Genomic DNA, 26855 nt, shown 5'->3' with positions numbered 1-26855 from the left:
AAATATAATGTTATTTTAATACAAAAGTATCTACCCAGTTACTGTTATACTTAATTTAATGAGTTTAAGATGATAAAATTTATAGTTATTAGCTTTATCAAGTCAAACAAAATTTATACTTTTGTAAAGTTACTTTACTATTTTTGATATGACAATTTTTCGTTCACTCAGACATTATAATTATCGCTTATTTTTTTCAGGTCAGGCTATTTCGTTAGTTGGTACATGGATGCAGCGTGTTGCAATTAGCTGGCTAGTTTACCGGTTAACGGGTTCTGCTTTTTTGCTTGGACTCGTAACTTTCTTAAGTTTAATTCCATCATTGGTTCTTGCGCCCTATGCCGGCAGTTATGTAGACAGGCATAATAAGTACAAGATATTGATTAATACACAAGTGATTTTGATGTTGCAGGCAGGTGCTTTAGCTTTAATGATTTGGTTTAAGGTTTATGATATATTTTGGATTGCTGCACTTTCATTGGTGCAAGGTTTGGTGAACGCATTTGATGTAACGGCCAGACAGTCGCTCATGGTTAATTTAATTGATGATAAGGAAGATTTACCGAATGCCATTGCCTTGAATTCATCCGTTTTTAATGCTGCAAGATTAGTAGGGCCAGCATTGGCAGGAGTAATTTTGAGTACTTTGGGCGAGGATATCTGTTTTCTGATCAACTTCCTTAGTTTTATTGCGGTGCTTGGTTGTATGGTGATGATGAAATTAAAATTAACAGCACATGCAAAATCAAAAGAAAATATCTGGATTGACCTTAAAAAGGGATATGATTATTTGAAAGCATCTCCAGATCTGGCATCAATGATTTTAATGATGGCTGCATCGAGTCTTCTGGTGATTCCCTTTACCACTTTATTGCCTGTTTTTGCTAAAGATGTTTTTAACGGAACGGCTACAACGTTTAGTTGGTTTGAAAGTGCTGCCGGTTTTGGGGCGTTTTTCGGAGCGATTTATATGGCAACTTTAAAAGTGAAACAAAATCTGCAAAAGATAGTGATGGTTTCAGGGGTACTTCTGGCGGTTTCTGTAGTGGCATTGGCCATTAGTCCATCGCTAATTTTGGCTCTAATTTGCACAGGTTTGGCAGCACTTGGTTTAATGGCGCAAACGTCATCTATCAACACTTACTTACAAACACATGCTGATGATCTAATGCGTGGAAGAACCCTAAGTTATTATATTATGGCTTACCAAGGGGTTTTGCCTCTTGGGAGTTTGCTTATGGGTTATCTGGCCCATCAGTTTGGTACACAAACCGTGGTAGCCTTTGAAGGTATAGCGGGTTTGCTTATTGTTGGAGCTTTTGTTTATAATGAAAAGCATCGTAATGAGGTCAGAAGAAATACGATTTCATTAACCTAATGAACCACCAACTTGCAATCAACCATTACTTTTTGGTAGTTCTGAATGTCAATGTCATCATTAATCAGCTGCAATAACAGTCTCATCGCATTTTCTCCCACAGATTCAGGGTTCTCTTCAACCGATGCTATCGGAGGAAAATCCAGATAGCTGATTAGCGAAGTGTTACCAAAACCGATACACTCGATTTTATCAAAGTTGGGGTGTTCAACTGATTTCAAATACTTAATGGCATCAAATAAGATGGGCTCCTTAAAAGCAACCAGTGCTGTTGGCGTGTTATCTGAACTTTTAAAAAGGCTTTGAATGGCAGTAATCGTATTTTCCCTATCAAAATCAGTATAGGCTACCAGATCAGATGAAAATGAAACGTGGTTATCTTTCAATGCATTAATGTAGCCATTAAATCGATCATGTGTAAAACTGATCATTTTCGGTCCACCTAGATATGCAATTTTTTGATGGCCTCTGTCAATTAAAAATTGTGTTGCCTCATAGCATCCCTGAAATGTATTGCCTAAAACCTTATGACAGTTCAAATTGAAACTTGGATTTCTGGTATAATAAACAACAGGTGTGCCCATGTTTTCAAACTGATCAAAATGGGAAAAATTTTGAGTTTGCTTCGATATGGCTACGATCAACCCGTCAACACGACTTTTAAGCAATCTATTTGCAGATTGAATTTCCTTTTCCAAATCATCATGGGTTTGACTGATGATGATATTGTATCCATTTTCCGTGGCGAATTGCTCAACCCCGTAAATGCTCCTCGTAAAAAAATGATCAAGCAGATTTGGTAGAATAACCCCTATAATCCGCGATTTCCGTTCTTTTAGGTTTATGGCCGATTTATTTGGGGTAAAACGTAACTCCTTCGCCATTTCCTGAACACGTTTTTTAGTGTACTCATTTATGGTTGGGTAATTATTCAGCGCTTTTGACACTGTTGAAACTGACATCTTCAGCTTTTCAGCGAGAAATTTCAATGTTATAGGAGTATTTTGCTTCATCTTGTCCAATCGCTATTGCATAGATAAGGAAAATTTCTCAATTATTTCAAACGTTTGAAATGTCCACGCGACTAGATTTATTGCCCTCTCGCTGTAGAATCAAGGGTTTTTAATCTGTAGTTTTTATAGATTCGCCAACTCAGGCATGGAGGGTAACCACAAACACACCTGTCAGAACTTTAAGGTATGAAACGGTTATGTATCAGTACTTCTGTGTATAAAACATTGATAATGAATTATATCTAAATTTTGCTCAAATTTAGTCGGGCGGTGGAAACACCGTCCGTTAATTAATTGTTAGTTTTGAAAAGATCAATTAATTAACAAAGCCAGATTATTTATGCTAAAATCAACCTATCGAATTATTTTAATCTGTTTATCGCTCTTCACATCAATGGGTTACGCCCAGGTTAGCACCATTCAAAATATTCAGGGTAGAAATATTCAAAGCCTGAATGGCAAATGGAATTATATTATCGATCCTTATGAAAACGGTTATTATGATTACCGGCATCAACCTTTCGATCAAACTAAAACAGGAACGGGCGGCTTTTTTGATGACCGTGAGCAGAAAGATAAGTCGGAACTGATTGAATATAGTTTTAGTGGTTCGCCACAGATGAATGTGCCGGGCGACTGGAATTCGCAGGCTGAAAAACTGGAGCTTTATGAAGGCACAGTTTGGTTGCGTAAAAAATTCGATGCCAAGCCCGAGAAAGGAAAAAAATATTATATCTATTTCGGTGCCGTAAATTATGAGGCTCATGTTTATCTAAATGGGAAAAAACTTGGCGTTCATAAGGGTGGCTTCACACCATTTCAATTTGATGTAACTAATAAACTTAAAATTGGCGAAAATTCAGTCGTGGTAAAGGTAGATAACACCAGGAAGCCTGATGAAATTCCAACAACTAACACCGACTGGTGGAATTATGGTGGCATTACACGAGATGTTTACCTGGCAGAATTTCCCGATCACTTCATTAGTGAGTACAAATTACAATTGGTTAAAGGCAACAATAACTTGATTAATTTTTCTTTGAGATTAGCAGATGCAACTGCAGGTCAGGAAATAACCTTATCAATTCCCGAATTGAAATTGGAAAAAAAGTACAAGACTGATGGCGAAGGGAAAATAGACGATGAATTTACGTGGAATAACTTAAGTCTTTGGTCACCAGAAAGTCCAAAGCTTTACGAGGCAAATATTAAATCTGATAAAGAAAATATCAATGATAAAATTGGTTTTCGTACGATCGAAGCGAAAGGCGATAGTATCCTGCTAAATAATAAATCTGTTTTTCTACGTGGGATATCACTTCATGATGAAAATCCATTAATCGCTGGTCGCTTACGCTCCAAAGGTGATATGAGGATGATGCTGCAGTGGGCTAAAGACATGAACTGTAATTACGTTCGACTGGCACATTATCCGCATAATGAAGATATGATTCGCCTGGCGGATGAAATGGGCTTAATGGTCTGGGCGGAGGTTCCCGTCTATTGGACCATTAACTGGACCAATCCAGCGACCTATGCAAATGCAAAGCAGCAGTTAACTGACCTCATTCTTCGGGATAAAAATCGTGCAAGTGTGGTCATTTGGTCGGTTGGCAATGAAACACCTTTAAGTGATGCCCGATTAAGTTTTATGAGCAATTTGGTAGAAACCGCCCGCAGTTTGGATGATACCCGATTAATTGCTGCTGCGCTTGAGGTGCACCGCGAAGGCAGTACCATGGTATTAAACGATCCGCTTGGTGAAAAAATTGATTTGGTAAGTTTTAATGAATATGCCGGTTGGTACTTTGGAGGAGTACCGAGTGAGATAACAAAATTTGATTTCAACATTAAATACAATAAGCCAGTAGTTATAAGTGAGTTTGGTGGTGATGCTCTAGCAGGTTTTCATGCTGATGAAAATACACGTTGGAGCGAGGAATACCAGGAAGCACTGTATAAAAATCAAATTACCATGTTATCTAAAATTAAATCACTCAGAGGAATTACGCCATGGATTTTGACAGATTTCAGATCGCCTCGCCGGCAGCACCCGATCTATCAAAATTTTTGGAACCGTAAAGGTTTGATTTCAGAAACCGGCGAAAAGAAGAAAGCCTATTTCGTGCTGAAAAATTTTTACAATCAAATGCAGGAAAAATATAAATAAAGCTGAAATATAATAAAGTAGTAAATGCTGAATGATAAACAGTTACCTGCGCTGTTTAAAAATGATACGTAATAATTATGTTTTTGTGACTTAAATGAATGATTTATTCGGAAATTCGAAGTTCAAAATAAAATGAGTTCGCCAGCCATCTGGCGTATTACGTAAATAAATAATAATAATGAAACAAAATTTGAGCATGTTATTGATTTTGGCAACTGCATTTACTGCAACTGCACAAAACAAAAAAAACGTAAGAACAGTTGCAAAAACTGTTCAAACGTATGCTGTAGGCAATAAAAAAGTAACGGTTTACACGACTGCGGAAAAATCTGATTATCGATTGAGCAGAACTGAAACCTTAAATTTTGTACAAAATAGGCAGCCTTTCGAAACAGAGCCAACCATCTTTGTTGATCCTACGATAAAATATCAAACATTAGTAGGTATTGGAGGTGCATTAACCGATGCTTCTGCAGAAACTTTTGCCAAGCTTTCGAAAAAAAATCAACAGGAATTATTGTCTGCATATTATAATAAAGATAAGGGAATTGGCTACACGCTTGCCCGTACCAACATTGCAAGTTGCGATTTCTCAAGCGGAAGCTATACTTATGTTGAGGATAATGATAAAGATTTGAAAACCTTTAGTGTGGCACATGATGAGCAATTTAAAATCCCATTAATTAAACAGGCAACCGCTGCAGCTGGTGGTAAGCTTACTTTATATGTTAGTCCCTGGTCGCCACCGGCATGGATGAAAGATAATAACAGCTTAATTAAAGGCGGACATTTATTACCTCAGTATCGTCAAAGCTGGGCAAATCACTATGTTAAATTCATTAAAACATATGAGGCCATGGGTATGCCAATCTGGGGCTTGTCAGTTCAGAATGAACCAATGGCAAAACAGATTTGGGAGTCATGTGTGTACACGGCAGAGGAGGAACGTGATTTTATCAAAAACTTCTTAGGCCCAACGCTTCATAAATCAGGTTTAGCATCTAAAAAATTAATCGCCTGGGATCACAACCGTGACCAGATCTTTCAAAGAGCAAGTACCATTTTAAACGATAAGGAAGCTGCGAAATACGTTTGGGGCATCGGGTTTCACTGGTATGAAACATGGACGGGTAGCGGAATGCAATTTGGAAATGTTCGCCAAACACATGAAGCCTATCCTGATAAGGCCTTAATTTTTACTGAAGGATGTAAAGAAAAATATGATGTTAAAAAGTTGGATGACTGGACGCTGGGTGAACGTTACGGATATTCAATGATAAATGATTTTAACGCCGGTACTGCAGCCTGGACGGATTGGAACATCCTGTTAGATGAAAATGGTGGGCCAAATCATGTTGGAAACTTCTGTTTTGCACCAGTACACGCTGATGTTAAAAATGACAAGTTAATTTATACCAATGCTTACTATTACATGGGGCATTTCTCAAAATTTATCCGTCCGGGTGCTAAGAGAATCGGTACGGCCTCTAGCCGTGATTTATTACAGTCTACTGCATTTTTAAATACAGATGGAAAGTTAGTCGTTGTGGTGATGAACCAATCAGATGAAAAATTAAAATACAGTTTATGGATCAAAGGTCAGGCTGCCACCACAACGAGCTTGCCACATTCCATAACCACCTTAGTAGTTGAATAACCGCATATAAATCTAAATAAATGATAAAAAATATCGAGAGCCTGTTTTCTCTAAAAGATAAGGTTGTTGTTGTAACCGGCGCAACTGGTGTTTTAGGAGAAGCATTTATTGCCGGACTTACTGCCGCCCAGGCAACAATTGTAGTTATTGGTAGAAATGAAGATGCAGCAAAACTTAGGGCCGATACTGTAGCCCAAGCTGGTGGAAAGGCAATTTACATCATCGCTGATGTGCTTAACGAGCAAAATTTGATAGCCGCGAACGCGGAAATCATTAAAACATTTGGTCGGATTGATGCACTGGTTAATGGTGCTGGTGGTAATATTCCCGAAGCTGTGGTTCAACCAACAAGTGGTATTTTCGATCTTAACATCTCTGCTCTGAAACAAGCTTTCGATTTAAATCTTTTTGGAACATTGGTTCCCACTCAGATTTTCGGTAAAGAAATCGCTAAAAATGGCGGAAGCATTGTAAACATATCATCCGTTTCGGCAACCCAGGCAGTAACCCGTGTTTTAGGCTATTCTCTGGCGAAATCATCCATTGATAGTTATACCAAATGGATGGCGGTAGAATTGGCCAACCGTTATGGTGATAAAGTAAGAATGAATGCGATAGTGCCCGGTTTCTTTATCACTAACCAGAACAGAGCGTTGCTGACTAATGAGGATGGCTCTTTAACAGCAAGAGGCGAGGCTATTATCTCTAAAACACCATTTAAAAGATTTGGTGATCCGGAGGAATTAATTGGTGCCTTAATTTACCTATTAAGCGACGCCTCAAAATTCGTAAATGGCGAAAACATTACTGTCGATGGTGGTTTCTGTGCTTTCTCCGGAGTTTAAAAATTAAAAATCTGAATAACCATATATGAACTACAAAAAATTAGAGCAAACCTGGCGTTGGTATGGTCCGATAGATCCGGTAAGCTTACAAGATGTTAAACAGGCTGGAGCAACTGGCATTGTAACTGCGCTTCATCATATTGCACATGGTGAAATTTGGCCTCTGGAAGATATACAAGAAAGAAAAGCCATTATTGAAGCTGCAGGATTGACCTGGTCTGTGGTAGAGAGTGTACCCGTTCATGAAGCTATTAAAACCCGCAGGAAAGATGCAGAACATTACCTCGAGAACTATAGAACCTCTTTGCGTAACCTTGCTCAATGTGGCCTGAAAACCGTTTGCTATAACTTTATGCCGGTTTTAGATTGGACACGCACCCAGCTGGATTTGGAAATGACGGATGGTTCGAAAGCCCTATATTTTAATTGGATTGATTTAGCGATTTTTGATCTTCATATTCTTCAGAGAGAAAATGCTGAGGCAGATTATGCCGAATCTATTTTAAAAAGGGCAAATGAAAAATTTGCTACCCTTACTGAATCGGAATTAGCCGATTTACGCGTAAATGTGCTCATGGGTATCCCAAATGAAAAAGAAATTGAACTCGAAACGTTAAGGGCAAGTATAAATGAATACGCCGCTATCGGCACTCAGGGATTAAAAGAAAACTTAAAATATTTTCTTTCTTCAATTGCTGATGTATGCACCGAAGAAGGCATTAAAATGACCATCCACCCGGATGATCCTCCTTATCCGATCTTAGGCCTACCACGAATTGCAAGCACACTCGAAGATTTTGAGTATATTATTAAAGAGGTTGATAAACCATTTAATGGCGTTTGTTTCTGTACCGGATCATTAGGAGCGGGAATGAAAAATGATGCTTTAGAAATATTTAACGCGGTGAAAGAGCGTGTTTATTTTGCACACTTACGCAATGTAACTAAAGATGAGGATGGAAGTTTTTATGAAGCTGATCATTTGGGCGGAGATGTAAATATGTATGAAATTATGAAAGCCTTGTCTGATGAAAATGCCAAACGCGACCAGGCAATTCCTTTCCGTCCTGATCATGGCCATCAAATGCTGGATGATTTGGCTAAGCAAACAAACCCTGGCTATTCGGCAATAGGCCGCTTACGCGGTTTGGCTGAATTACGTGGCTTAGAAGTTGGAGTAACCGGAAATTATTAATCATACCAAACAAAACCTGTTTATCGAACAGGTTTTGTTTTATAGTTTAAGTTATGGCTTGAAATTTGATCATTCCCGAACATGGATAACAAATCAACTCCCGGAAAACAAATTCTTAAACCTTCAGTCATTCATGATGATTTACCTGAAGTGAAGAAGCCTGAACATTTGCGGAAAACGATACCTGATCATAATGATTCATTACCTGAAAACCCAGAAAGAAATTACCATCATGATGAGCTATTTAAATCATCTACATCCAGCCATGATGAAATCAAACATGCTGACGATGATGTTTGGAATGGGGAAGATGCGTAACTATTTTAACTCAATATCAGCTTTCATCAAATAAACATTATAAGGTTCCCACTGAGACATGGTAAAGTATAATTGATCTTCATTTTTTCTCAGTGGATAAATATATGGACAGTATAAGCCTTTAAACTGGTTCACATCCGCAAGTATTTTTAAATCACTCCATTTTCCGTTAATTTCATTTGCATCGCGATAGGCCAGCGCATGAAATTTGCTTTTTGCTGAAGGGTCGTAGGCAGAATCATAGCTGTAAGCAATTATCCATTTCTTATATTTCTTATGGAAAATTAATGATGCTTCTCCAATCGGGCCAGGAATAACAACCGTTGCCTTGCTTTCATCTCCTTTTTCCCATTGATTAGTATTACCGTTCCAATATTCATAGCGGCTAAGATTTAGCATATCTTTTTCTTTAATCCTGGCAAGATAGCCGGGTCCGCCACGGCCAGATAAACTTCCGATCATAAAAACATAACCATCTTTTTTGGCATAACAAACTTGTGAAAATTTGCTGTCACCTTTAAAAGTTACCTCGTTTTTTCTCATCCAGGTTTTCCCATCATCAGTAGAAGCATACAAGGATGAGAAATTGGTTAACCATCGTCCGTTTCCGCCAGCCCAGTCGTAAATGTTCATGTAATGCACATAATCGGTGTTATTTACCCTGATTGCTGCAGTAGGGATGGAGGTATTGTATTTTTGAGGATTCGTCTTTCCACCTGCACAAATTTCGCGGGCACTTCCATTTTGATCAAGCGCCATCGAATCAATAGTAATTCCATCTTCTAAATGATCGTCGCTGGAAAAGGCCAGAACATTCGATCGCCAATTGGCACCATTGCCACCTCCTTTGCCACCTTTCTCCGCAACAAATTCCCTTCCATGTGTATCACCGAAAAAGATGCCAACTTTCGATCCTTTCATTTGCCAGAAAATACCCAAATCAGTTCCACCAACATCATAAGCTTTTGCGGTATTGTTCGGGCTGGGCAAATTTTCTGCCTCGAGCGGCGTTCCTGTTAATCGAGCAACTTTGGTTGCATTGGATAGCTGTAGGCCTTTTGGTTGAGCTACTTGTGCCAGACTAATAAAACTGAGCCCTAAACATAGTCCTGTAAATAAGATAAAAGGTTTTAGTAACTGAAGGGGTTGATTGTTTTTCATTTTAATGATACTTGGTTAGTTTTCTAAAGTAGAAATATTTGATCGAACAGAAACTTGTATAAAGTAAATGTTACTTAGCTGTGCGGTAGAGATAGTGGAGGGCTTAGCCAATAATTTAAATGAAACGTTTGCTGATATTTTTTGTTATTTTAACCACATCATTGAGATTTAATGCGGAAACTGCTTCAAAAACTATTAGGTAAGTGGGTAATCAGGCTATCTAACAAATTTGGCTCAAGACCTAATCAAAAACGCATTCACAATGCTCTGACAACCCTATACCATACAATTTCGAAGTCGCCGGGCAAACGAGGTATTATTCTCGAAGTTAAGCAAGCTGATAGATTTATCATTTTTTCCGATCAACATAAGGGAGCAAGAGATTACGCTGATGATTTTTCTCTTGCGGAACCAAATTATTTAGCGGCGTTGAATCATTATCGAAAAAATAATTTTCATTACATCAATTTAGGTGATAGTGAAGAACTCTGGGAAAATTTGATGGAAACCATTATCAAACATAACCAGGCAACTTTTGATGCAGAAAGAGCTTTTATAGAAGCCGGCGCCTTCACAAAAATCTTCGGTAACCATGATTTGTATTGGGATAATGATCCTTTAGCCGGTTTCAACCTGAACAGGATTTACGGACAGAAAATTCCAGTTTATGAAGGTGTGATCTTAAAAACAAAAGTCGATACTAAAACTTTAAATATTTTTCTTACTCACGGTCATCAGGGAGATTTGCAAAGTGATGGTAACTGGTTTAGCAAATGGTTTGTGAGTACCATCTGGGCACCTCTGCAATCATTTTTACGCATTAACCCAAATACCCCTGCTTACGATAGCCAATTAAAAACGGAGCACAATAGCATGATGTACAGTTGGCAGGCCGAGCAGATGAACACGTCGCTAATTACCGGGCATACGCATCAGCCGGTGTTTGCTTCTTTAACTCATTTGGAACGAATTTATCTTAAGCTAAAGAACGCAACGGCGGCGCATAATGAAAAAGAAATCGAGATGCTCAACCTGGAGCTTAGAAAGCGAATCAAGAAAGGCGATGAAGCGCCGGAGTTTAAGCAATACAAACCAGGATATTTCAACAGCGGCTGCTGCTGCTTTAATGATGGCGATATCACCGGAATTGAAATTGAAAACGATTTGATCAGACTTATCAAATGGTCGTTTTTAAAAACAGGAAGCCCGGAAAGAATTCTCCTGGAAGAAATGAAACTCGCTGAACTGCTAGATTAACTATTTAATAGGTAGCTGGATATAAACTGTTGTGCCCTTATTTTTACCTCCACTTTCTGCCCAAAGTTTACCTTTATGCATATCAACAAACATTTTAACAAGTGTTAGCCCTAATCCATTAGAATTTTCATTCTGCGTAGGCTGGGCGCTTAATCTGGCAAATTTTATAAATAACAATTCCAGATCTTCGGGTGTTAAGCCAACACCTTGATCTTTTACAGCAATAGTGATCAGATTATCTTCCGTTTGCTGCGAGAAGGAAATCTCCGTTTCAGGTCCGGAAAATTTAACAGCATTATGTATCACATGGTAAAATAAATCAGTGAGCTTTTCAGTATCACCAAAAATTTCAAGCCCGCTTTCTATTTCGAAGTTGATAGTTTGATTTTTCTTCTTTGCAAAAGATGCAAGATTTTGAGAAGCCAGCTTCACAATATAGCTTAAATCTACTTTTTCCTTTTTAGGCTTGAATGATCCGCTTACCTTTTTTGCAGAGCTTAAAATTTCATTCAGGTTGTCCACCATTCGTTTTGCTTGCTGATTAATTTTTGAAGCGATTAGTCCAGCTTTATCATCGATGTTAGGCATTCTGCTTACCAGCTCAGATTGCAGCGAAATTGTGGTCATTGGGTTTTTTAAGTCATGAATGAGTACATGAAGACGGTCATCTTGCGCAGTTAAAGTTTTTCTAATAGCAATGCGGGTTTCAAGCTTATCAATAACCAGTTCTGCCAATTGCATTAGCATTTTTTTCTGTTTTTCCGTTGGGTTTTTAACATCGGCCCCAAACGCATAAATTGCCCCAATGTTAAAACCGTCTGGAGATTTTATAGGTGCCGCTACTAAAGGAATGACAATTTGGTCGGTAGGTGTGTGCTCAATAACCAAAACCTCATCTTGTAAAATAGCTTGCGCTATTAAACGGTCATTTCTTTGTGTTGTAATCGAATCGCCAACTTCCGACTTTACAAAGATATCCTCATCTGTAACAAAGCAAATTCCGGCATTTTTAGCATCAAAGATATCTGCTGCTAGGGTGCTGATCCTGTCAAATGATTGTTCAGCAGAAGAATCTAAAATTTCATAATAAATAAGTTTTCTTAATCTTAAATCTTCGTTTGCCGGAATTATATTTTTGAACATGATATTGTTTTAGATTGATGAAGATTCGCTCTTGAGCGATTCTTGTTAAAGGTAAAGAATCTCAGCAAAACGATAAAAAATAGAAACAATTAAGTCGTAATTTAGTTAATATACTGTTGCTTAAAACAATCGAATAAACTATCAAAAATGCTTAAATAATGAGATTATACATAGAACGAAAACCCGTTAAAGTTCATCCCGATACGAAACGGGTTATTGCCCGTTTTTTTTTCAACGGAGAAGAAAGAGCACTTGAAGTGATCAGGAAAGTTTTGGAATTTTCTGATGATAAAGTTTTTAGTTTGATATCGCCTATTCTTCAGGAATATTCCAAACGACACAGGAACATCACCAAAATTTTGAACCGCCATTGCAAGAAACTTAAAAAACAGTTCGCCATACTGGGAACTGATATGGAGGATCTGGATCAATACACAAGATTGCTGATTGGCGCCTATTTTACTCATGAATATTCGATAGAATCAGCTGCTTTTTTTAACCCTAGTATTGTTGATGATCCAGACCAAACTGATTTGGTGGAAGGTGAAAAGCGTGTGATCATCAGTTTTAGAGCTGTTGGAGAAGGTCATATCTCTTCTATTGTTTTTCGCAGAGCGTTAATTGATAAAAATAATAACATTCAGGTGCTGCCGGTTGGCGATTATGTAGATGAGGCAGAGGTGGTTAAAAACGCCATATATGTCAAAAAGCTATTCTTAAAGAAAGCTGCCTACGCACAGATTGATCCTGCTGTTTTAGAAGAAATCGAAGCCCAGCTGGATGAAAAATTTGAGTATACCAGCTTAAGTAATATCATCAAAGATTCGAAAACTTTATATAAAGACAACCCGTCGAAACTGGTTGAGTTTGATAAAGTGCTTTGGTTATCTGATACTTATCATACCATTAGTTTTTCTAAAGATACAGACATTTCTGATCGTGTTATTTTCCCGATTTCGGAATTTGAACGCAAAGGGATTGAAGATGCCCGCTTTGTAAAATTTGTTAGAGATGATGGCAAAGCCGTTTATTACGCAACTTACACAGCTTTCGATGGATCTTTAATTATTCCTAAACTGGTACAAACTGAAGATTTTTATGAGTTTAAAGTGATTCCACTTTATGGCGACGGTGCACAAAATAAAAATCTGGCGTTATTTCCACGTAAGATAAATGGAAAGTATGTGATGATGAGTAGGATAGATGGGTGGAATAATTACATTATGTTTTCGGATAAAGTGAACGTTTGGGAAAATCCAATCCTTTTAAAGCAACCTCGATACGATTGGGAATTGGTACAAATTGGTAATTGCGGTTCTCCAATTGAAACGGATAAGGGCTGGCTTGTTATTACTCATGGAGTAGGACCGATGAGAAGATATTGTATTGGTGTTGTTCTTTTAGATTTAGATGATCCAAGTAAAGAAATAGGTCATTTAACCGAACCCCTCATTATTCCAAATAATGATGAACGTGAAGGTTATGTGCCAAACGTCGTATATTCTTGCGGCTCAATTATTAGCAACGGCGAATTAATTATTCCTTACGGATTGTCAGATTACAGTTCATCATTTGCCACAGTAAATCTTGAACTTTTATTAAACAGGTTATTAGAAAATAACGAGAAATAGCTTTCGCTTTAAAATAAAAAGGGGCTGATTCATTTTTATGAATCAGCCCCTTTTTATTTGCGAGACGGGTTTTAAGCTAGTTTATCCACTTCAACTAGTGGAGAAGCAAGTGTTACATATTCAGCCTCGGCAGCCTTTAGCACTGCAAGGTGCGAGATAAAATACGCCAATGTGCTTTCTGCTCCCTGATTTCTGTTTACGCTGTTGAACTGCAAACCATCGGCACAACCATTGGTTTCAAAATCATACAACGGAATATGTAGGCTGTTTTTCCCTAAAAACCATTCATAACTGGTATGCATCATGTTCAGGTATTTGATGTCTTTTGTTATTTCAAAGGTTTTTGCATACAATAAAACCATTGCCATCGTTTCAATAGCCTGTTGATCATAAATTGGGTTTTTACCGTGTTTTTTCATCCAGCCTGCATTTCCAACCGGATTTAAATATCCATTCTCAAATGAGAAACTATTTAAAAATTCAATGCTTTCCATTGCAATTTGATAAGACTCCTGGTTTCCGGTAGCCTCATAATGGTGTAGTAAAGCTAAAGGCAAAATGGCGTTATCATAAGTTAAAATGTCTTCGAACCAGTGCCAGTCACCGTCTTTGTTAGCATGATAAGAGGAAACAAGCGATTTTGCGAGCTGGTTAATTTCAGTAATTAACAGTTCATCTCCTTGGTGTACACTTAAAAAGTTAGCAATTCCGATAACGGTGTTAGCCTTTCCGCGTAAGTATTTCAGATCTTTAAAGTGGGTAACGGAATGAGAAAATAATTCTCTTCCAAATTCACGGTATGAGTTATTTGGTGCGACAGCAATTAAATATCCAAGTGACCAAATGGTGCGTCCAAACGAATCTTCGGAGCCTACTTCGTCGAGGTAATTTCTGTTAAAACTTAAAAAGTTTCTAAAATTTCCATCCTCACGTTGCATGTACTGAATAAAACTTAGATAAACAGGAATTAACTTCAGCGCTTTTTGATTTTTATCTTGTTCAAAAGCCATTAATGCCATAATCAATGCCCGGGCATTATCATCAATGCAATAACCTTCCTTTAAATTTGGGATTCCAAAGCGGGCATGTTGAATAATCCCGGTATCATCAGTTAGTAAATTGATGTGATTTAAATTTAATGCAGGCATACCTTCCACATCAATAATTGGAGGCACTGTTCTTTGGGGTTTATTTCCTGCTGCCAATGCATCTTCCAAAACGTTGATATATACGTTTCCAATGGCTGGCCAACGCAAATCTAATCCATATTGATAGGCATTTTGTTTAAGTTGCTGATGCTTATGCTCGTCACTCAATAACTCGTTCACAATTTGAGCCAGTTGCTTATCATTTTTGAAATCGAATAATTTACCTCGGTTGTCAGCTAGCAATTCTTGAGCATGCCAGTATGGGGTGGAAACTACAGCTGCACCTGCGCCAATGGCGTAAGATAATGTGCCACTGGTAATTTGTGCCTCATTTAAGTAAGGTGTTACATAGATATAACAAGCGGTTAAATATTGATGCAACTCTTCTTCAGAAACAAATTTATTTACAAAAGCAATGTTATTTTCAACACCTAAGTCCTTTGCTAAAGCCTTCAAACTATCACGATATTCTTCGCCATTATGTTTAACCACACCAGGATGCGTATTTCCTAAAATGACATACAAAACTTCAGGGTGTTCTGCAGCAATGCTTGGAAGTGCCTTGATCATCGTTTCCAAACCTTTGTTTCTGCTAATCAAACCGAACGTAAATAGTACTTTCCTGTTTTTGAATAGATCACTTTGTGCGACTTCATTATTTAAGATAGGTTCTAAGTCAGGAACGCCATGTTCGATCAATTTAATAGATGATTTCGGGATTTGATAAATGCTTGTTAAAAATAAAACAGCTTTTTTGCTCATGACCACAATTTTCGAAGATTTCAAAGCAATCTCTTTTATAATGGTTTGCTGCATAAAACTAGGCTCTTTCAACACTGTATGCAAAATGGTAATAAAGGGTTTCTTTAAACGATTAATTAACGATAAAAGAAAAACACCGCTATTTCCACCGAAAATTCCGAATTCATGCTCGATGATCACGGTATCAATATCGCTTTCATTAATAAAGTTGGCCGCATCAATATAATCCTGTTGATTTTGTTGTCGGATCACAAACTTGACTTCCTTTGGATATGCATGCTCATCAAGATTTTCCGATTCATTCATCGCAACAACAAAACTTTGTTGTGGATTGTAAGACGGATTTAAGCTTAAAGCGTTAACTAAATTCTGGTTGAATGTTGCTAACCCGCATTCGCGTGGAGGATAAGTGGAAATATATGCGATCTTCATAGGTACTCAAATAGATTAATGTATTTAATTAACATTATGTATTAGAAATGGTTTTGAATTGCACCATTTTTGGGTTATTATGACAAAACAATATGAAATCTGTGCTTGTTACCCTATAAAATTTAAACATAATAGCTATGAGGTCAATTTGGAAAGGCGCAATCGGGTTCGGTTTGGTCAACATTCCCGTTAAGTTATTCTCTGGAGTACAAACCACACATCTTGATTTTGATATGCTCGATGAACGTGATCACGAAAAAATTCGCTATCAGCGTGTAAATGAAAAAACCCACAAAGAAGTTCCTTTTGAAAAAATTGTGAAGGGATTTTTTCTAAAGGATAAATACATTATTCTGGATAAACATGATTTTGAAGAAGCATCACCAGAGAAAACTAAAATCATTGAATTGGAGAACTTTGTAGATATCAAAGAAATTAATCCGATTTATTATGAAACATCTTACTATACAGAGCCCGAAAAGCAAGGTAAAAAGGCTTATGCTTTACTTCTTAAAGCACTTGAAAAATCAGGTAAAGCTGGCGTAGCACGTTTTGTATTGAGAAATACTGAAAATCTCTGTGTCATTCATCCAATGGATGGTGTAATCGTGATTACGAAGATAAGGTTTGAACAGGAAATCAGGAGTTTATCAGAAATTACAAAAGTTACCGATATCACTATCACTAAAAAGGAAATGGATGTAGGGCTGGCTTTAATCAAACAATATAGTTCGAAATTTGATTTGAGTGCCTTTAAAGATGATTATAGTGATGAACTTTTAAAAATGATCAAAGCTAAGGCAAAAGGTAAGAGGGCTACGGTTAAGAAAATGAAACCACAGAAGGCAACCAGTGATGATTTATATGATCAATTGATGCAGAGTCTGGGTTCGAAAAAAGGTGCTTAGGAAAGAATTATAATAGCAAAGTATAAGGTAAAAATAATAAGGCCAGGAATTGATCTTCAATTCCTGGCCTTATTATTTATTTAATTATTTAAATGCTGCTTTTAATTGTTCAGCGGCATAAGCTTGTGCTGCTTTGGCTTCAGGAACAAGGATAGCCATCCCAAAGAATTCATGAGTTACGCCTTCATAATTTCTACTGTTAACTTTTACGCCAGCATCAGAAAGTTTGTTTGCTAACATCGTACCGTCATCATGTAATGGATCTATTTCCGCTGTAATAATAGTAGTTGGAGGTAGGCCTTTCAAGTTCGCATTAACTAATGAAATTTTAGGATTTTGAGCTTCGATCATCGTGGTTAAATACTTTTCAGTAAACCATCCCATCATCGCCTTGTTTAATGGCTTTGCGTTTGCATAAAGTTTATATGATTCTGTATTCATATTTGCCTGTGCAATTGGATAGACTAATACTTCATGTACAGGAATCATTATCTTTTTTTCGCGGGCAGCTATAGAAACATTGGCTGCTAAGTTTCCGCCAGCACTTTCGCCCACTACTGCTATTTTAGCCGGATCGCCTTTAATACTTGCAGCATTTTTTACTACCCATTCATAAGCAGCAAATGCATCATTGTGTGCCGTTGGGAATTTATTTTCCGGAGCCAATCTGTAAGCAACTGAAACTACCACTGCATTTACCTGCTCAGCTAATCCCTGTGCAGATGCATTATAAACATCAAGATCAGCAATAACAAAACCTCCGCCATGATAATAAACAATCACCGGAAAAGGTCCATTTCCTTCTTTTGGTGTATAGATTCTCACATGAACCTTTCCACCTGCTACATCAATATCTTTACCAGTTGTATCTACTTTTGAGGCAGGAATGGTGATATTGTTTTCCTTTACTAAATCCATCACAGCATCTGTAGGAGTGTGGTTTTTACGAGCTGCAGCCGGATCTAATGTTTCAATCGGCTTGTCGCCATAACTTGCAAGTTTCTCGATTACGGTCTGCATCTCAGGTTTAATGGTTTTTCCCCAGTCTGGCGCTGGTCCGGCTGGTTTTAAAGCTACTACTTTAGAAGTATCGGCCATTGTAGAATCAGTTGTTGTTGATGCCTTGTCGCCACTGGTACAAGCCGAAATGGAAATCGCTACTGCACAAACAGCAGAAGAGATTTTTAATAATTTGGTTTTCATAGGGTTAATTTTATTTTCTTAAGTTTTGTTTCTTATAACAGTATCAGCCATATAAGAGTTTTTCTGCGCTTACAACTTTTTAGAATTTTTGCGCTCCCAAACATCTACAGCATTTTGCTTGTTCTATTAAAAAATAACTACATATGTTGACAGAAATAACAGGATTACCAGACAATATTTTTGGTGTAAGAGCAACAGGTGAGGTAACGAGCGAAGATTTGAAAAATGTTTTGCTTCCAGGCTTAAAGCGTACAGCAGATCGGTTTGATGAGATCAGATATTTGCTTGTTTTGGAAACCGATGTTAAAAATTTCACGGCCGGTGCTTGGGTTCAGGATGCAAAAGCAGGTTTACAGAATTTCACCAAATGGAAGAAAATTGCAGTTGTAAGTCATGAGAAAGGCGTGGAGTGGTTTAGCGATGTATTTACGATTGCCACACCAGGTTCATCAAAAGGTTTTAAACCTGAAGAAATTGAAGAAGCGAAAGCCTGGTTAATAGCTGAAGATTAAATAATAAACAAAATACTATGAAAAACTCAAAAACATCGGCTGAAGATAGCAAGGCTACAGCGTCGAAAAGTGAAAAAGCAAAAGGTGCTGATGAAAAAGTAACTTCAGCAAAAGATGCAAAAAAAGTGAATGTTACCAAGGACGCAGATTCTAAAAGCAAGAAGAAATAGTCTAGCTATTTTGACATTTGCTAACTCGAACTGATTATTGGCGTTGCCTCATAAATAATATATCCATTATAGAAAATACTATTCTTTTCGATGGACTACCGGGAGATTGTTGGATGATACTTAGAACCTGTCCAGCAATCTCATCAGTCCATGCAAGTATTGATCGTATTGATAAAGTGAAAAATGGATAGAGATAATGTTCGGAGATGGCGGAGGATAATTTTGCTATTTAATCAAAGCATAAATTTTATCCATCAATTCGTCAATATTAAAAGGTTTAGCCATAAAGTCGTCTGCAGAGATGCCATCCAGAGTATAGTTAGTTGAATTGTAGCGGGCTGAAATCATTAACACCGGAATGTGGCTTGTCGAATCAGTTTCTTTTAATTCTTTTAAAAGTACTCTGCCATCAATGTCAGGTAGCATAATATCCATGATAATTACATCAGGATTGAATTCCTTAACATGAGCAATAAAACCTGCACCTTTGTTTAAACCGGCTACATTGAAAGCCTCGCTTTCTAAAATAAGAGTAATAACATCTAAAATTGCGTGGTTATCTTCGATAACCAAAATGTTTTTCTTTGCCAAGGTTTGGATAATTGTTTAAATTTTGAACAAATATAAAATAAAAAATATATCCGGAAATTGAATATAGCAAATTAGAGTCATTCTAAAAGACAGGTAATCTTTGTTAATTCGAAAAATCTGATATTTTTGTAAGACCTATTTTTATTATGAATAAATTTTCAGTCGATTTAACTAATTGTGACAAAGAACCCATCCATATTCCAGGTAAAGTTCAGTCCCACGGTTTTTTAATCGCTATCGATAAAAACGATCTTACCATCAAGTATTTAAGTGAGAATACTGCAGATTTTCTGAGTATTGTTCCAAGAGAATTGTTAGAGCAGCCAGTTTCAATACTTTCCGAATATATCAAACAAGAGCCAGTTTTCAATGTTGAGGATCTTTTAGCACTTGGAATCATTAGGAAAAGTTTTGATGCAATTAGTCCACATCCTGTAGATATTAACGGAGAGCCCTTTTACTTAATTATAAGTTCGTCATCAAACGACTGGTTGCTGGAGTTTGAACCAGTTACGCTTCAGTATGATATCCAAAGTTTAATCGGACGTTCAGCTTCAGTGATGTTGCAGGGCAAATCGGTTTCGGCTTTGCTTAAAGGTGCGGCTGTAGAAGTTAAGAAATTGATAGGCTACGATCGCATTATGATTTATAAGTTTTTGGACGATGGGCATGGAGAAGTTGTAGCAGAAGAGAAAAACGATAATCTGGAGCCATTTTTTGGATTACATTATCCGGCATCTGATATCCCAAAGCAAGCCAGGGAACTTTATAAACTTAACTTAACAAGGTTAATTGCGGATGTAAATACCGAAGATTCTCCTATTTTAACCTATCAGGAAAATACACCTCTTGATTTAACCAATGGTGGGTTGAGGGCAGTTTCACCGATCCATATTCAATACCTAAAAAATATGGGTGTTGACTCTAGTTTTAGCATCTCGTTAATTTGTAACGGAGAATTATGGGGTTTAATTGCCTGCCATAACTATAGTCCTAAATTTATAGATTATAAAGCCAGGGAAGGATCTAAATTAATTGGCGAAATCTTGTCGTCTGCATTAGAGTATAGGCAGGCCGAGGAAGATTCTGAGATGGTAGAGCATTTTAAAGATACTGCTTCAGTACTTTTAGAACATCTAAACAGAGATAAATATCTGGTTGATGCTTTGACAAAACATAGCAAAACCCTTCTTGATGTTACTAACGGGACAGGTGTTGCAATTATTTTTGAAAATGATTTGAGAACTCTTGGTCGTGTACCTGACGAACGTTCAATTTGGGAACTTGCAGACTGGCTTAAAGAAAATAATGATGAGTCTATTTATTATACCCATCGGTTATCAGAAATCTTCAATCCAGCCAAAAAATATAAAGACATCGCATCGGGCATGTTGGCATGTTCCATTAGTAAAGATCCTGATGAAGTTATTATCTGGTTCAAGCCAGAACAGATTTCTACCGTAAATTGGGCAGGAAATCCTGATAAACCAGTAAGCTCATCAGAAAATGGAGTAGCAAGTTTATCGCCAAGAAAATCTTTCGAAACCTGGTCGCAGGTAGTTAACAATACCTCTGATAAGTGGCTACCCGAAGAAATTACCTCTGTTTTACGGATTCGTGAAATCATAGTTACCTATATTAACAAGAAGGCTAATGAAATCCGCTTACTAAACGAAAAGCTACAAGCTGCTTACGAAGAATTAGATACCTTTAGTTATACCATATCGCATGATTTAAGAACGCCATTAACATCTATTAAAACATATGCAGAGTTAATGCTCAAAAACAAGAGCATTGACGAAAGTGGCCGAAAAATGTTAGACCGGATTTTACATGGTGCAGGCAAGATGAATTTCCTGATTAAGGAGATTTTGAATCTGGCAAGAGTTGGTCGCCTGGAAATTGTTTATGATAGTGTAAACATGCAGGTGTTGCTTAAAGAAATTAGTGCAGAAGTATGGGCGGCTTTTAAAGCAGACAACGCCGAACTAGTTTTAGGCCAACTCGTAGATATTAAGGGTGATAAAACCATGATTGCACAAGTATTTACAAATTTAATTAGTAATGCTGTTAAATACTCATCAATGGTTGATAAGCCGAAAATTGAGGTTTCAGCACATGTTGATAGTGGTGAAACTATTTATGCAATTAAAGATAACGGTATGGGAATTGATAACCGTTATTACGACAGGGTTTTTGAGCTTTTTAAGCGTATGGACAATGTTAAAGATATTGAGGGAACAGGAGTAGGCCTGGCAATTGTAAAGCGTATTGTTGAAAGACATAACGGACGTGTTTGGTTCGAAAGTAAACTGAATGTAGGTTCGACATTTTATGTAGCCTTTAAAAATAGATAAATGAATACACCAGATATATTTTACGTGGAGGATGATATGGACTATGCATTTTTTATGCAAAGTGCCGTACAGGAAGTTAAAGATACTTTAAACCTAAGTATTGTAGAAGATGGAACTGAGGCTTTGGAAAAATTGCAGGCATTTGCCAATACCAAAACAAAACCAAAATTAATTCTACTGGATTTAAACCTTCCTGGTTTATCAGGTTTGGACTTGTTGAAATTTATTCGAGATATTCCATATCTAAAATCTGTGCCTGTAATTCTATTTTCAACTTCTGATAATCCTGATGATGTAAAAGCATCAATCGAGTTTGGTGCAAATGCCTATTTAACCAAACCCGACGGATATGATAACTTAGTAAAATGTGTCCATTCTGTTCACGATTTTTGGTTTAACCAGCACTTACGGTTAAATTAATTTTGATAAACCACAAAAGATTCGAATTTGATAATTCGAATCTTTTCTTTTTAATAACCTTTTAAATAATAGATAAAATCCAAGTATGATTGCCAATTTATTGAGGACACAAACGGCAGGAGGCCATGAGTCATTAGAATCATTAATGTTTGTTAATGAGATTATGAACAATACGTTAAGTGTAGAAAACTATAAAAAACTCTTAACCATCAACTATATCATTCACCAAAAATTAGAGAATAAATTAGCAAACATGCTCGATGCTGATTTAGCGGCGCAGCTTGACATGAAAAACAGATTAAAATTGGCTGCACTTGAAAAAGATTTAGCCTACTGGGATATTGATCCATTAACTTTACCTGAACTCAATTTTGATTTATTTATACCTGGGCAGAATAATGCAGAGGTGTTAGGTGCGCTGTATGTGCTGGAAGGAGCAACACTTGGCGGTAATGTGATTAAAAAGCATATTCTTGCCAATCCAAATTTTACTAACCACGAAGATGGTTTAAATTATTATGGCGTTTACGGTGAAGAGTTAAGTGCAAAGTGGAAAAGTTTTGTTTCCATTCTCAATGAAAGTGTTACCGAGGCCGATTATGAACGTTGTATACATAGCGCAAACGAAACCTTTAATAATTTGATTTTGTTATCTAAACAGCTTGGTTAAATAGCCAAAATAGGAGTGAAGAATTACAAATATTACTTCTATAATACTGTCAGGGCATTTTTTCGATTGTTAGAATGTGCAAAACTTCTTCCAAATTAATATTTGCTTTCTGTTGTTAATTCAAGGTAAATATGTATTATTGAAAAAAATAAATTTTTTAAACCTTAAAAACATCAATTAGCGATGGAAAAATTCTCAAAAGTTAAAGCTGCTGTTGCTGCGATTGAAGCAGATGTGGAAAAATTTTATAATGCTGGCAATGCAGCTGCTGGTACTCGTGTGCGTAAAGCAATGCAAGATCTTAAAGTTTTAGCACAAGAAATCCGTGCAGAAGTAACTGACAAGAAAAACTCTGGAAAATAATATTTCGCGAGTATGAACGAAAAGGTCCCGACTATGGTCGGGACCTTTTTGCGTTTAAACGAATTTTATGAATATTTTGCAGATTACGCAGTAAAAAACTGTTAGCTAATATATTTTTATTAATCACTATGAGATCGGATGGCACAGTCTTAGATCTGTCACCAAGTGCAACTCGTTCTTTACGGCATCCGAGTTTGATGAATTACATCTTTAGGTTTCCCCAGAGCTATGTTTAATTTAAATTGCTATAAAAGATAAAGCTCCCCATCGCGGGGAGCATCTATCCAACTAACAAAACATATTTTCTTATTGAGAGCGCATTAAAACTATCCTTTTTTAACGAGCTTGTATTCAAACACGGGCTTGCCTCGTTCACCACCGTCGCTTCCAACACCCATACTAACAAATCTTAATTTGTAAATATTACCTGCACCATCTTTTACTACATAAAAGCGGTCGGTTTTAATACCAGTACCTGTGGTTGATCTCCATTTACTTCCAATTGCATCTCTTGTATTAAGGAAGGCTAATCCTGAAATATTACTTTCGACAAAAGTTGCGTAGGTTAAGGTGCTTGTGGCCACAACTTCAGCAGCAGAAACTCCTGCAAGATTATTAGTTGCAATATAATCCTGGAACCAATAAGGAGAACCTAAACCTGAATTGTAAGTGCCGTAACTCCAAGAAAAATCCCAGTCAGTTTTTTTAGGTTCTACAGTAACTGTTTTACTGTTTTCCAATGAAACAAAAACAAGGTTGAAGTCTGAACTCTTCGCCACATCTAAGGTTTTAATAGCGGTTTCAGATAATCTTGCATATTGTACTTTATAGCCTGTGCCATTACGTGTAATTCTTACTTTAAACCATTTGTCTTTATCTTTGCTTCCTTCAAAACTGATTAAAAAAACTTTGTTATCTGCATCAGTTGCGCTAATTTCAGGAATAGCTGTTTTACTAATATCACCATCCCAGTTATCTACTAAGGTTGCTGTCGAAGCATCAGTAATATCATGATTCAGATTTATAGTCGTTCCAGGATCAGCAACAGTAACGGTTGCAATATCTGTTTTTGAAGTAGTAACCGCTGTGGTTTGATAGGCGGCATTTAGTACTACTTTAAATCTGCTATCAGATGTTAAACCGAAATTAAAGCTCTTTCTATCAACGGGTGTCGATTTATCAGTGCTTAGATCTGCAAAAACAATATTTGCGTAGTTTGATTCAGCTGTTTTGCCACTCAAGGTTAAAGTTGCACCATCAGACGGCGGAACAACAATAATAGGCTCTTCAGTAGTTTTTTTACAAGCGGTAAAAGTGATTGCCAAAGCGGCAATTGCAATCATTGAGTTAAGTTTATTCATATTTTTATTTTGTGTTTTTTAAATTATTTATTCCAGTTAAAAGATACGCCAAGCACATATGAGCGGCCGTAACTATAGGGTACAGCGCCTCCGCCAGTGCTATGAGCACCTCCAGATGCAGTAGAAGTATTGCTCAATCGGGTTACATCAAATAGGTTTTTTACGCCAGCATTAATCGTAAAGTATTTATAGATGCTTTTATTCAACATTAAATCGGCTAAACTAAAACCGCCAATTTCTACAAGTTGGTAATCTGTAGTACTTGTGCCCACACTTTGATAACTTGGAACAGCACCAGAATATTTATAAAACAAACTGATGTTTGCCTTAATTTTCCGCAGGTTGTATAAGATGGTTGCCGTAATTTCTGGCGACCAGGCAAATTCAGGAATGGTTAAATCAGGATTGTTTTCCAGCTGATCATTATACCTGCCGATGTAAGATGCACCAATTGTGGCATTAAGGTTTTTATAAATGATGGTGTTGTCTAAAGTAAAACCTGTTGTTTTATACTTTAAAACATTAAATAAGGTAGTCATGGTCGCATCTTGTGATGATTGTGCAAACGTAATTCTGTTTTTAAATAGATTATAAAAACCAGCAAGCGTAGAGCGGAATTGTAATTCAGTGGTATTTATTCCTGTCCATGTTAATGAACCATTAAAACTGTTTGATTCTTCTGCTTTTAAATTCGGATTGCCGATAATGTTATGGCTGGCATCAACAAAATCATAGTATAGTTCTCTCAATGCCGGAGACCTGAAACCCCTTGCATAAGCTAATCTCAAATCAAAATAATCATTTAAAGAAAATTTCGTATTTAATGATGGAATGATTGGAGGCGCTGGATAAATGGAATTTTTGATCAATCTTAGTCCTGGTCTGATATTAATTCCTTTAATAGGTTTTATTTCTGACGATAGGAAGAAAGCATAATCATTAATCACAGGTGAGCCATTTATTCTTTGCCCGCTTGCAGCGTCTCTGTTATATTCAACTCCAGGCTGAAAGGAAACTTTTGGACTGACTATGTATTGTGCTGTTGCTCTGAAAATTGTTGAATTGAATTTTGCAGTATCCTGTTTTCCTTGTTCGGTACTTAAAACATCAGCACCGGTACTAAAATTGTGATTTATTGTTCGCGTTAATCGTGTTAAATCAGAATATCCGGCAATTGCAGTAATTTGTAATTGCGAATTTACGCTCCATTCTGATTGTAACTGATTGGTATATCGCTTGGTTTTATAAGTTTGCCATTCTGCAATATAGTTTAAGGTGTTCATCCCACCACGGCTGACGATTTCCTCATGCAAACCATCTAAACGATACCAGATATTAAAATTTTCATTTCGGTAACCAATTTTGGTATTGGCTAGCCACTGCTCCTTTGGTTTCCATCTGTTGCCGTTGGCTAAGTCTTGTTCTACAATTTCTCTTGAAGTAGTACTTGGCTTGATATTCCAGCCAGCAAAATCATTGTGCGTCAAACCAGCCACAGCACTCCATCCATTATTTCGCCAGCTTAAACCAACATTTTGAATATGATTTCCTTTGTCAGAAAAAGCGCCATATTCTTTTCCAACGGTTTCTTCCTGGATTCTTGCGGTAACATTTACAAGAGATTTTCCTGCTTGCTTGGTGATAATATTGATGACACCAGCCAAAGCATCTGATCCGTAAACCACTGACATCGGTCCTTCAACAATTTCGATCCGCTCGATAGTATTAATGTCAATCTGGTTCAAACTTTCACGGGTATCTGATCGGTCAATCATTGGTACACCGTCTAAAAGCACTTTTACATTTCTGCCTGTCATCCCCATAATTGTTACGTCGGTTGTTCCCAATGTCAAATCATTACTAAATCTAAAACCCAATTCGGTATTCAAAACCTGCTGTAAATTAACTGCACCACGCAACCTTATTTTTTCTGAACTAATAGTTCTAACATTATAAACTGAGCTTTTCATCGATTGCGGGCCAAATTGGCCAGTAACAACCACGTCTTTTAATTCGTTTGCTTTTATAGTATCTCTTTTAATTTCCTGAGCCACAGCTATGAATCCAAATAGGGATAACACAATGAATAAATATATCTTCATTTATTTAGACTAATTATAAATAATTATGCAAATTTGTGCATAATAAGAAAAACCAGATAACGCTAAACGGATAATTAATGCCGTAATA

The 26855-nt window shown here is 37.0% G+C and carries 23 protein-coding genes; 15 read left to right on the top strand and 8 right to left on the bottom strand.

Annotation, left to right across the window (positions count from 1 at the left end):
• The first annotated feature begins 148 nt into the window (after positions 1 to 148).
• Positions 149 to 1378 carry an MFS transporter gene (locus EA772_RS18895; protein ID WP_124914526.1) on the top strand — a complete coding sequence of 410 codons (1230 nt, stop codon included), beginning with the start codon at positions 149 to 151 and terminating at the stop codon, positions 1376 to 1378.
• Here EA772_RS18895 and EA772_RS18890 read toward each other — a convergent pair.
• Positions 1375 to 2391, bottom strand: coding sequence for a LacI family DNA-binding transcriptional regulator (locus EA772_RS18890; protein ID WP_124914525.1), 1017 nt, complete (start codon positions 2389 to 2391; stop codon positions 1375 to 1377). The two genes, EA772_RS18895 and EA772_RS18890, sit on opposite strands and share 4 nt — an antisense overlap.
• A 340-nt stretch (positions 2392 to 2731) precedes the next feature.
• Between EA772_RS18890 and EA772_RS18885 the strand changes: the two genes are divergently transcribed.
• The 5 genes from EA772_RS18885 to EA772_RS18865 all read left to right on the top strand — a co-directional run bounded on the left by EA772_RS18885 (position 2732) and on the right by EA772_RS18865 (position 8576).
• The gene (locus EA772_RS18885; RefSeq protein ID WP_124914524.1) at positions 2732 to 4561 is read left to right on the top strand and encodes a glycoside hydrolase family 2 protein; all 1830 of its coding nucleotides are present in this window, start codon (positions 2732 to 2734) and stop codon (positions 4559 to 4561) included.
• 178 nt (positions 4562 to 4739) lie between these two features.
• Positions 4740 to 6218: a glycoside hydrolase family 30 beta sandwich domain-containing protein gene (locus EA772_RS18880; protein WP_124914523.1), complete on the top strand. Its 1479-nt coding sequence runs from the start codon at positions 4740 to 4742 to the stop codon at positions 6216 to 6218.
• Between the two features lie 20 nt (positions 6219 to 6238).
• Positions 6239 to 7063 (top strand): SDR family oxidoreductase, encoded by an 825-nt coding sequence (locus EA772_RS18875; RefSeq protein ID WP_124914522.1) that lies wholly within the window; start codon positions 6239 to 6241, stop codon positions 7061 to 7063.
• Positions 7064 to 7088: 25 nt separating this feature from the next.
• Positions 7089 to 8258 carry a mannonate dehydratase gene (gene uxuA / locus EA772_RS18870; RefSeq protein ID WP_124914521.1) on the top strand — a complete coding sequence of 390 codons (1170 nt, stop codon included), beginning with the start codon at positions 7089 to 7091 and terminating at the stop codon, positions 8256 to 8258.
• 81 nt (positions 8259 to 8339) lie between these two features.
• Positions 8340 to 8576, top strand: a complete 237-nt coding sequence (locus tag EA772_RS18865; RefSeq protein ID WP_124914520.1) for a hypothetical protein — start codon at positions 8340 to 8342, stop codon at positions 8574 to 8576.
• Here EA772_RS18865 and EA772_RS18860 read toward each other — a convergent pair whose 3' ends face one another.
• Positions 8577 to 9737 carry a DUF4185 domain-containing protein gene (locus EA772_RS18860; RefSeq protein WP_124914519.1) on the bottom strand — a complete coding sequence of 387 codons (1161 nt, stop codon included), beginning with the start codon at positions 9735 to 9737 and terminating at the stop codon, positions 8577 to 8579.
• Positions 9738 to 9908: 171 nt separating this feature from the next.
• On the opposite strand from EA772_RS18860, the gene EA772_RS18855 reads away from it, so the two are divergent.
• Positions 9909 to 10994, top strand: a complete 1086-nt coding sequence (locus tag EA772_RS18855; protein WP_124914518.1) for a metallophosphoesterase — start codon at positions 9909 to 9911, stop codon at positions 10992 to 10994.
• Here the strand turns inward: EA772_RS18855 and EA772_RS18850 are convergent, their stop codons facing one another.
• Entirely contained in the window at positions 10995 to 12137 is a 1143-nt protein-coding gene (locus EA772_RS18850; RefSeq protein WP_124914517.1) for a HAMP domain-containing sensor histidine kinase, read from the bottom strand.
• A gap of 158 nt (positions 12138 to 12295) precedes the next feature.
• Here EA772_RS18850 and EA772_RS18845 point away from each other — a divergent pair, with 158 nt between their 5' ends.
• Entirely contained in the window at positions 12296 to 13768 is a 1473-nt protein-coding gene (locus EA772_RS18845) for a glycoside hydrolase family 130 protein (protein WP_010601747.1), read from the top strand.
• Positions 13769 to 13839: 71 nt separating this feature from the next.
• Here the strand turns inward: EA772_RS18845 and EA772_RS18840 are convergent, their stop codons facing one another.
• Positions 13840 to 16110: a glycosyltransferase family 4 protein gene (locus EA772_RS18840; protein WP_124914516.1), complete on the bottom strand. Its 2271-nt coding sequence runs from the start codon at positions 16108 to 16110 to the stop codon at positions 13840 to 13842.
• 137 nt (positions 16111 to 16247) lie between these two features.
• Here EA772_RS18840 and EA772_RS18835 point away from each other — a divergent pair, with 137 nt between their 5' ends.
• The gene (locus EA772_RS18835) at positions 16248 to 17018 is read left to right on the top strand and encodes a Ku protein (RefSeq protein ID WP_124914515.1); all 771 of its coding nucleotides are present in this window, start codon (positions 16248 to 16250) and stop codon (positions 17016 to 17018) included.
• 84 nt (positions 17019 to 17102) lie between these two features.
• Here EA772_RS18835 and EA772_RS18830 read toward each other — a convergent pair whose 3' ends face one another.
• A complete protein-coding gene (locus tag EA772_RS18830; protein WP_124914514.1) occupies positions 17103 to 18221 on the bottom strand; it encodes an alpha/beta hydrolase in 1119 nt (372 codons plus the stop codon).
• A gap of 143 nt (positions 18222 to 18364) precedes the next feature.
• On the opposite strand from EA772_RS18830, the gene EA772_RS18825 reads away from it, so the two are divergent.
• Complete coding sequence (locus tag EA772_RS18825; protein WP_010601743.1) at positions 18365 to 18733, top strand: STAS/SEC14 domain-containing protein; 369 nt, start codon at positions 18365 to 18367, stop codon at positions 18731 to 18733.
• 17 nt (positions 18734 to 18750) lie between these two features.
• Positions 18751 to 18903, top strand: coding sequence for a hypothetical protein (locus EA772_RS22165; RefSeq protein ID WP_157258963.1), 153 nt, complete (start codon positions 18751 to 18753; stop codon positions 18901 to 18903).
• A gap of 225 nt (positions 18904 to 19128) precedes the next feature.
• On the opposite strand, the gene EA772_RS18820 is transcribed toward EA772_RS22165, so the two are convergent.
• Positions 19129 to 19494, bottom strand: a complete 366-nt coding sequence (locus EA772_RS18820) for a response regulator transcription factor (RefSeq protein WP_124914513.1) — start codon at positions 19492 to 19494, stop codon at positions 19129 to 19131.
• Between the two features lie 146 nt (positions 19495 to 19640).
• Here EA772_RS18820 and EA772_RS18815 point away from each other — a divergent pair, with 146 nt between their 5' ends.
• The 4 genes from EA772_RS18815 to EA772_RS18800 all read left to right on the top strand — a co-directional run bounded on the left by EA772_RS18815 (position 19641) and on the right by EA772_RS18800 (position 23304).
• Entirely contained in the window at positions 19641 to 21851 is a 2211-nt protein-coding gene (locus EA772_RS18815) for an ATP-binding protein (RefSeq protein ID WP_124914512.1), read from the top strand.
• Positions 21852 to 22271 carry a response regulator gene (locus EA772_RS18810; RefSeq protein ID WP_010602583.1) on the top strand — a complete coding sequence of 140 codons (420 nt, stop codon included), beginning with the start codon at positions 21852 to 21854 and terminating at the stop codon, positions 22269 to 22271. It begins immediately after the preceding gene.
• A gap of 85 nt (positions 22272 to 22356) precedes the next feature.
• The gene (locus EA772_RS18805; RefSeq protein ID WP_124914511.1) at positions 22357 to 22941 is read left to right on the top strand and encodes a biliverdin-producing heme oxygenase; all 585 of its coding nucleotides are present in this window, start codon (positions 22357 to 22359) and stop codon (positions 22939 to 22941) included.
• A 183-nt stretch (positions 22942 to 23124) separates the two neighbouring features.
• A complete protein-coding gene (locus tag EA772_RS18800) occupies positions 23125 to 23304 on the top strand; it encodes a hypothetical protein (protein ID WP_010602585.1) in 180 nt (59 codons plus the stop codon).
• A gap of 326 nt (positions 23305 to 23630) precedes the next feature.
• Here the strand turns inward: EA772_RS18800 and EA772_RS18795 are convergent, their stop codons facing one another.
• Positions 23631 to 24665 (bottom strand): HmuY family protein, encoded by a 1035-nt coding sequence (locus EA772_RS18795; protein WP_124914510.1) that lies wholly within the window; start codon positions 24663 to 24665, stop codon positions 23631 to 23633.
• Positions 24666 to 24688: 23 nt separating this feature from the next.
• The gene (locus tag EA772_RS18790; RefSeq protein ID WP_124914509.1) at positions 24689 to 26767 is read right to left on the bottom strand and encodes a TonB-dependent siderophore receptor; all 2079 of its coding nucleotides are present in this window, start codon (positions 26765 to 26767) and stop codon (positions 24689 to 24691) included.
• Between the last annotated feature and the right edge of the window lie 88 nt (positions 26768 to 26855).

This window comes from Pedobacter sp. G11 (assembly GCF_003860265.1).
Taxonomy (GTDB): domain Bacteria; phylum Bacteroidota; class Bacteroidia; order Sphingobacteriales; family Sphingobacteriaceae; genus Pedobacter; species Pedobacter agri.
Note: the sequence above shows the minus strand (reverse complement) of the source record. Positions and strands in the feature narration are given on the sequence as shown.

Excerpts from the sequence above, each read along its gene's own strand:
- EA772_RS18895 (WP_124914526.1), top strand. The coding sequence starts at position 149 with ATGACAATTTTTCGTTCACTCAGACATTATAATTATCGCTTATTTTTT.
- EA772_RS18890 (WP_124914525.1), bottom strand. The coding sequence starts at position 2,391 with ATGAAGCAAAATACTCCTATAACATTGAAATTTCTCGCTGAAAAGCTG.
- EA772_RS18885 (WP_124914524.1), top strand. The coding sequence starts at position 2,732 with ATGCTAAAATCAACCTATCGAATTATTTTAATCTGTTTATCGCTCTTC.
- EA772_RS18880 (WP_124914523.1), top strand. The coding sequence starts at position 4,740 with ATGAAACAAAATTTGAGCATGTTATTGATTTTGGCAACTGCATTTACT.
- EA772_RS18875 (WP_124914522.1), top strand. The coding sequence starts at position 6,239 with ATGATAAAAAATATCGAGAGCCTGTTTTCTCTAAAAGATAAGGTTGTT.
- uxuA (WP_124914521.1), top strand. The coding sequence starts at position 7,089 with ATGAACTACAAAAAATTAGAGCAAACCTGGCGTTGGTATGGTCCGATA.
- EA772_RS18865 (WP_124914520.1), top strand. The coding sequence starts at position 8,340 with ATGGATAACAAATCAACTCCCGGAAAACAAATTCTTAAACCTTCAGTC.
- EA772_RS18860 (WP_124914519.1), bottom strand. The coding sequence starts at position 9,737 with ATGAAAAACAATCAACCCCTTCAGTTACTAAAACCTTTTATCTTATTT.
- EA772_RS18855 (WP_124914518.1), top strand. The coding sequence starts at position 9,909 with ATGCGGAAACTGCTTCAAAAACTATTAGGTAAGTGGGTAATCAGGCTA.
- EA772_RS18850 (WP_124914517.1), bottom strand. The coding sequence starts at position 12,137 with ATGTTCAAAAATATAATTCCGGCAAACGAAGATTTAAGATTAAGAAAA.
- EA772_RS18845 (WP_010601747.1), top strand. The coding sequence starts at position 12,296 with ATGAGATTATACATAGAACGAAAACCCGTTAAAGTTCATCCCGATACG.
- EA772_RS18840 (WP_124914516.1), bottom strand. The coding sequence starts at position 16,110 with ATGAAGATCGCATATATTTCCACTTATCCTCCACGCGAATGCGGGTTA.
- EA772_RS18835 (WP_124914515.1), top strand. The coding sequence starts at position 16,248 with ATGAGGTCAATTTGGAAAGGCGCAATCGGGTTCGGTTTGGTCAACATT.
- EA772_RS18830 (WP_124914514.1), bottom strand. The coding sequence starts at position 18,221 with ATGAAAACCAAATTATTAAAAATCTCTTCTGCTGTTTGTGCAGTAGCG.
- EA772_RS18825 (WP_010601743.1), top strand. The coding sequence starts at position 18,365 with ATGTTGACAGAAATAACAGGATTACCAGACAATATTTTTGGTGTAAGA.
- EA772_RS22165 (WP_157258963.1), top strand. The coding sequence starts at position 18,751 with ATGAAAAACTCAAAAACATCGGCTGAAGATAGCAAGGCTACAGCGTCG.
- EA772_RS18815 (WP_124914512.1), top strand. The coding sequence starts at position 19,641 with ATGAATAAATTTTCAGTCGATTTAACTAATTGTGACAAAGAACCCATC.
- EA772_RS18810 (WP_010602583.1), top strand. The coding sequence starts at position 21,852 with ATGAATACACCAGATATATTTTACGTGGAGGATGATATGGACTATGCA.
- EA772_RS18805 (WP_124914511.1), top strand. The coding sequence starts at position 22,357 with ATGATTGCCAATTTATTGAGGACACAAACGGCAGGAGGCCATGAGTCA.
- EA772_RS18800 (WP_010602585.1), top strand. The coding sequence starts at position 23,125 with ATGGAAAAATTCTCAAAAGTTAAAGCTGCTGTTGCTGCGATTGAAGCA.
- EA772_RS18795 (WP_124914510.1), bottom strand. The coding sequence starts at position 24,665 with ATGAATAAACTTAACTCAATGATTGCAATTGCCGCTTTGGCAATCACT.
- EA772_RS18790 (WP_124914509.1), bottom strand. The coding sequence starts at position 26,767 with ATGAAGATATATTTATTCATTGTGTTATCCCTATTTGGATTCATAGCT.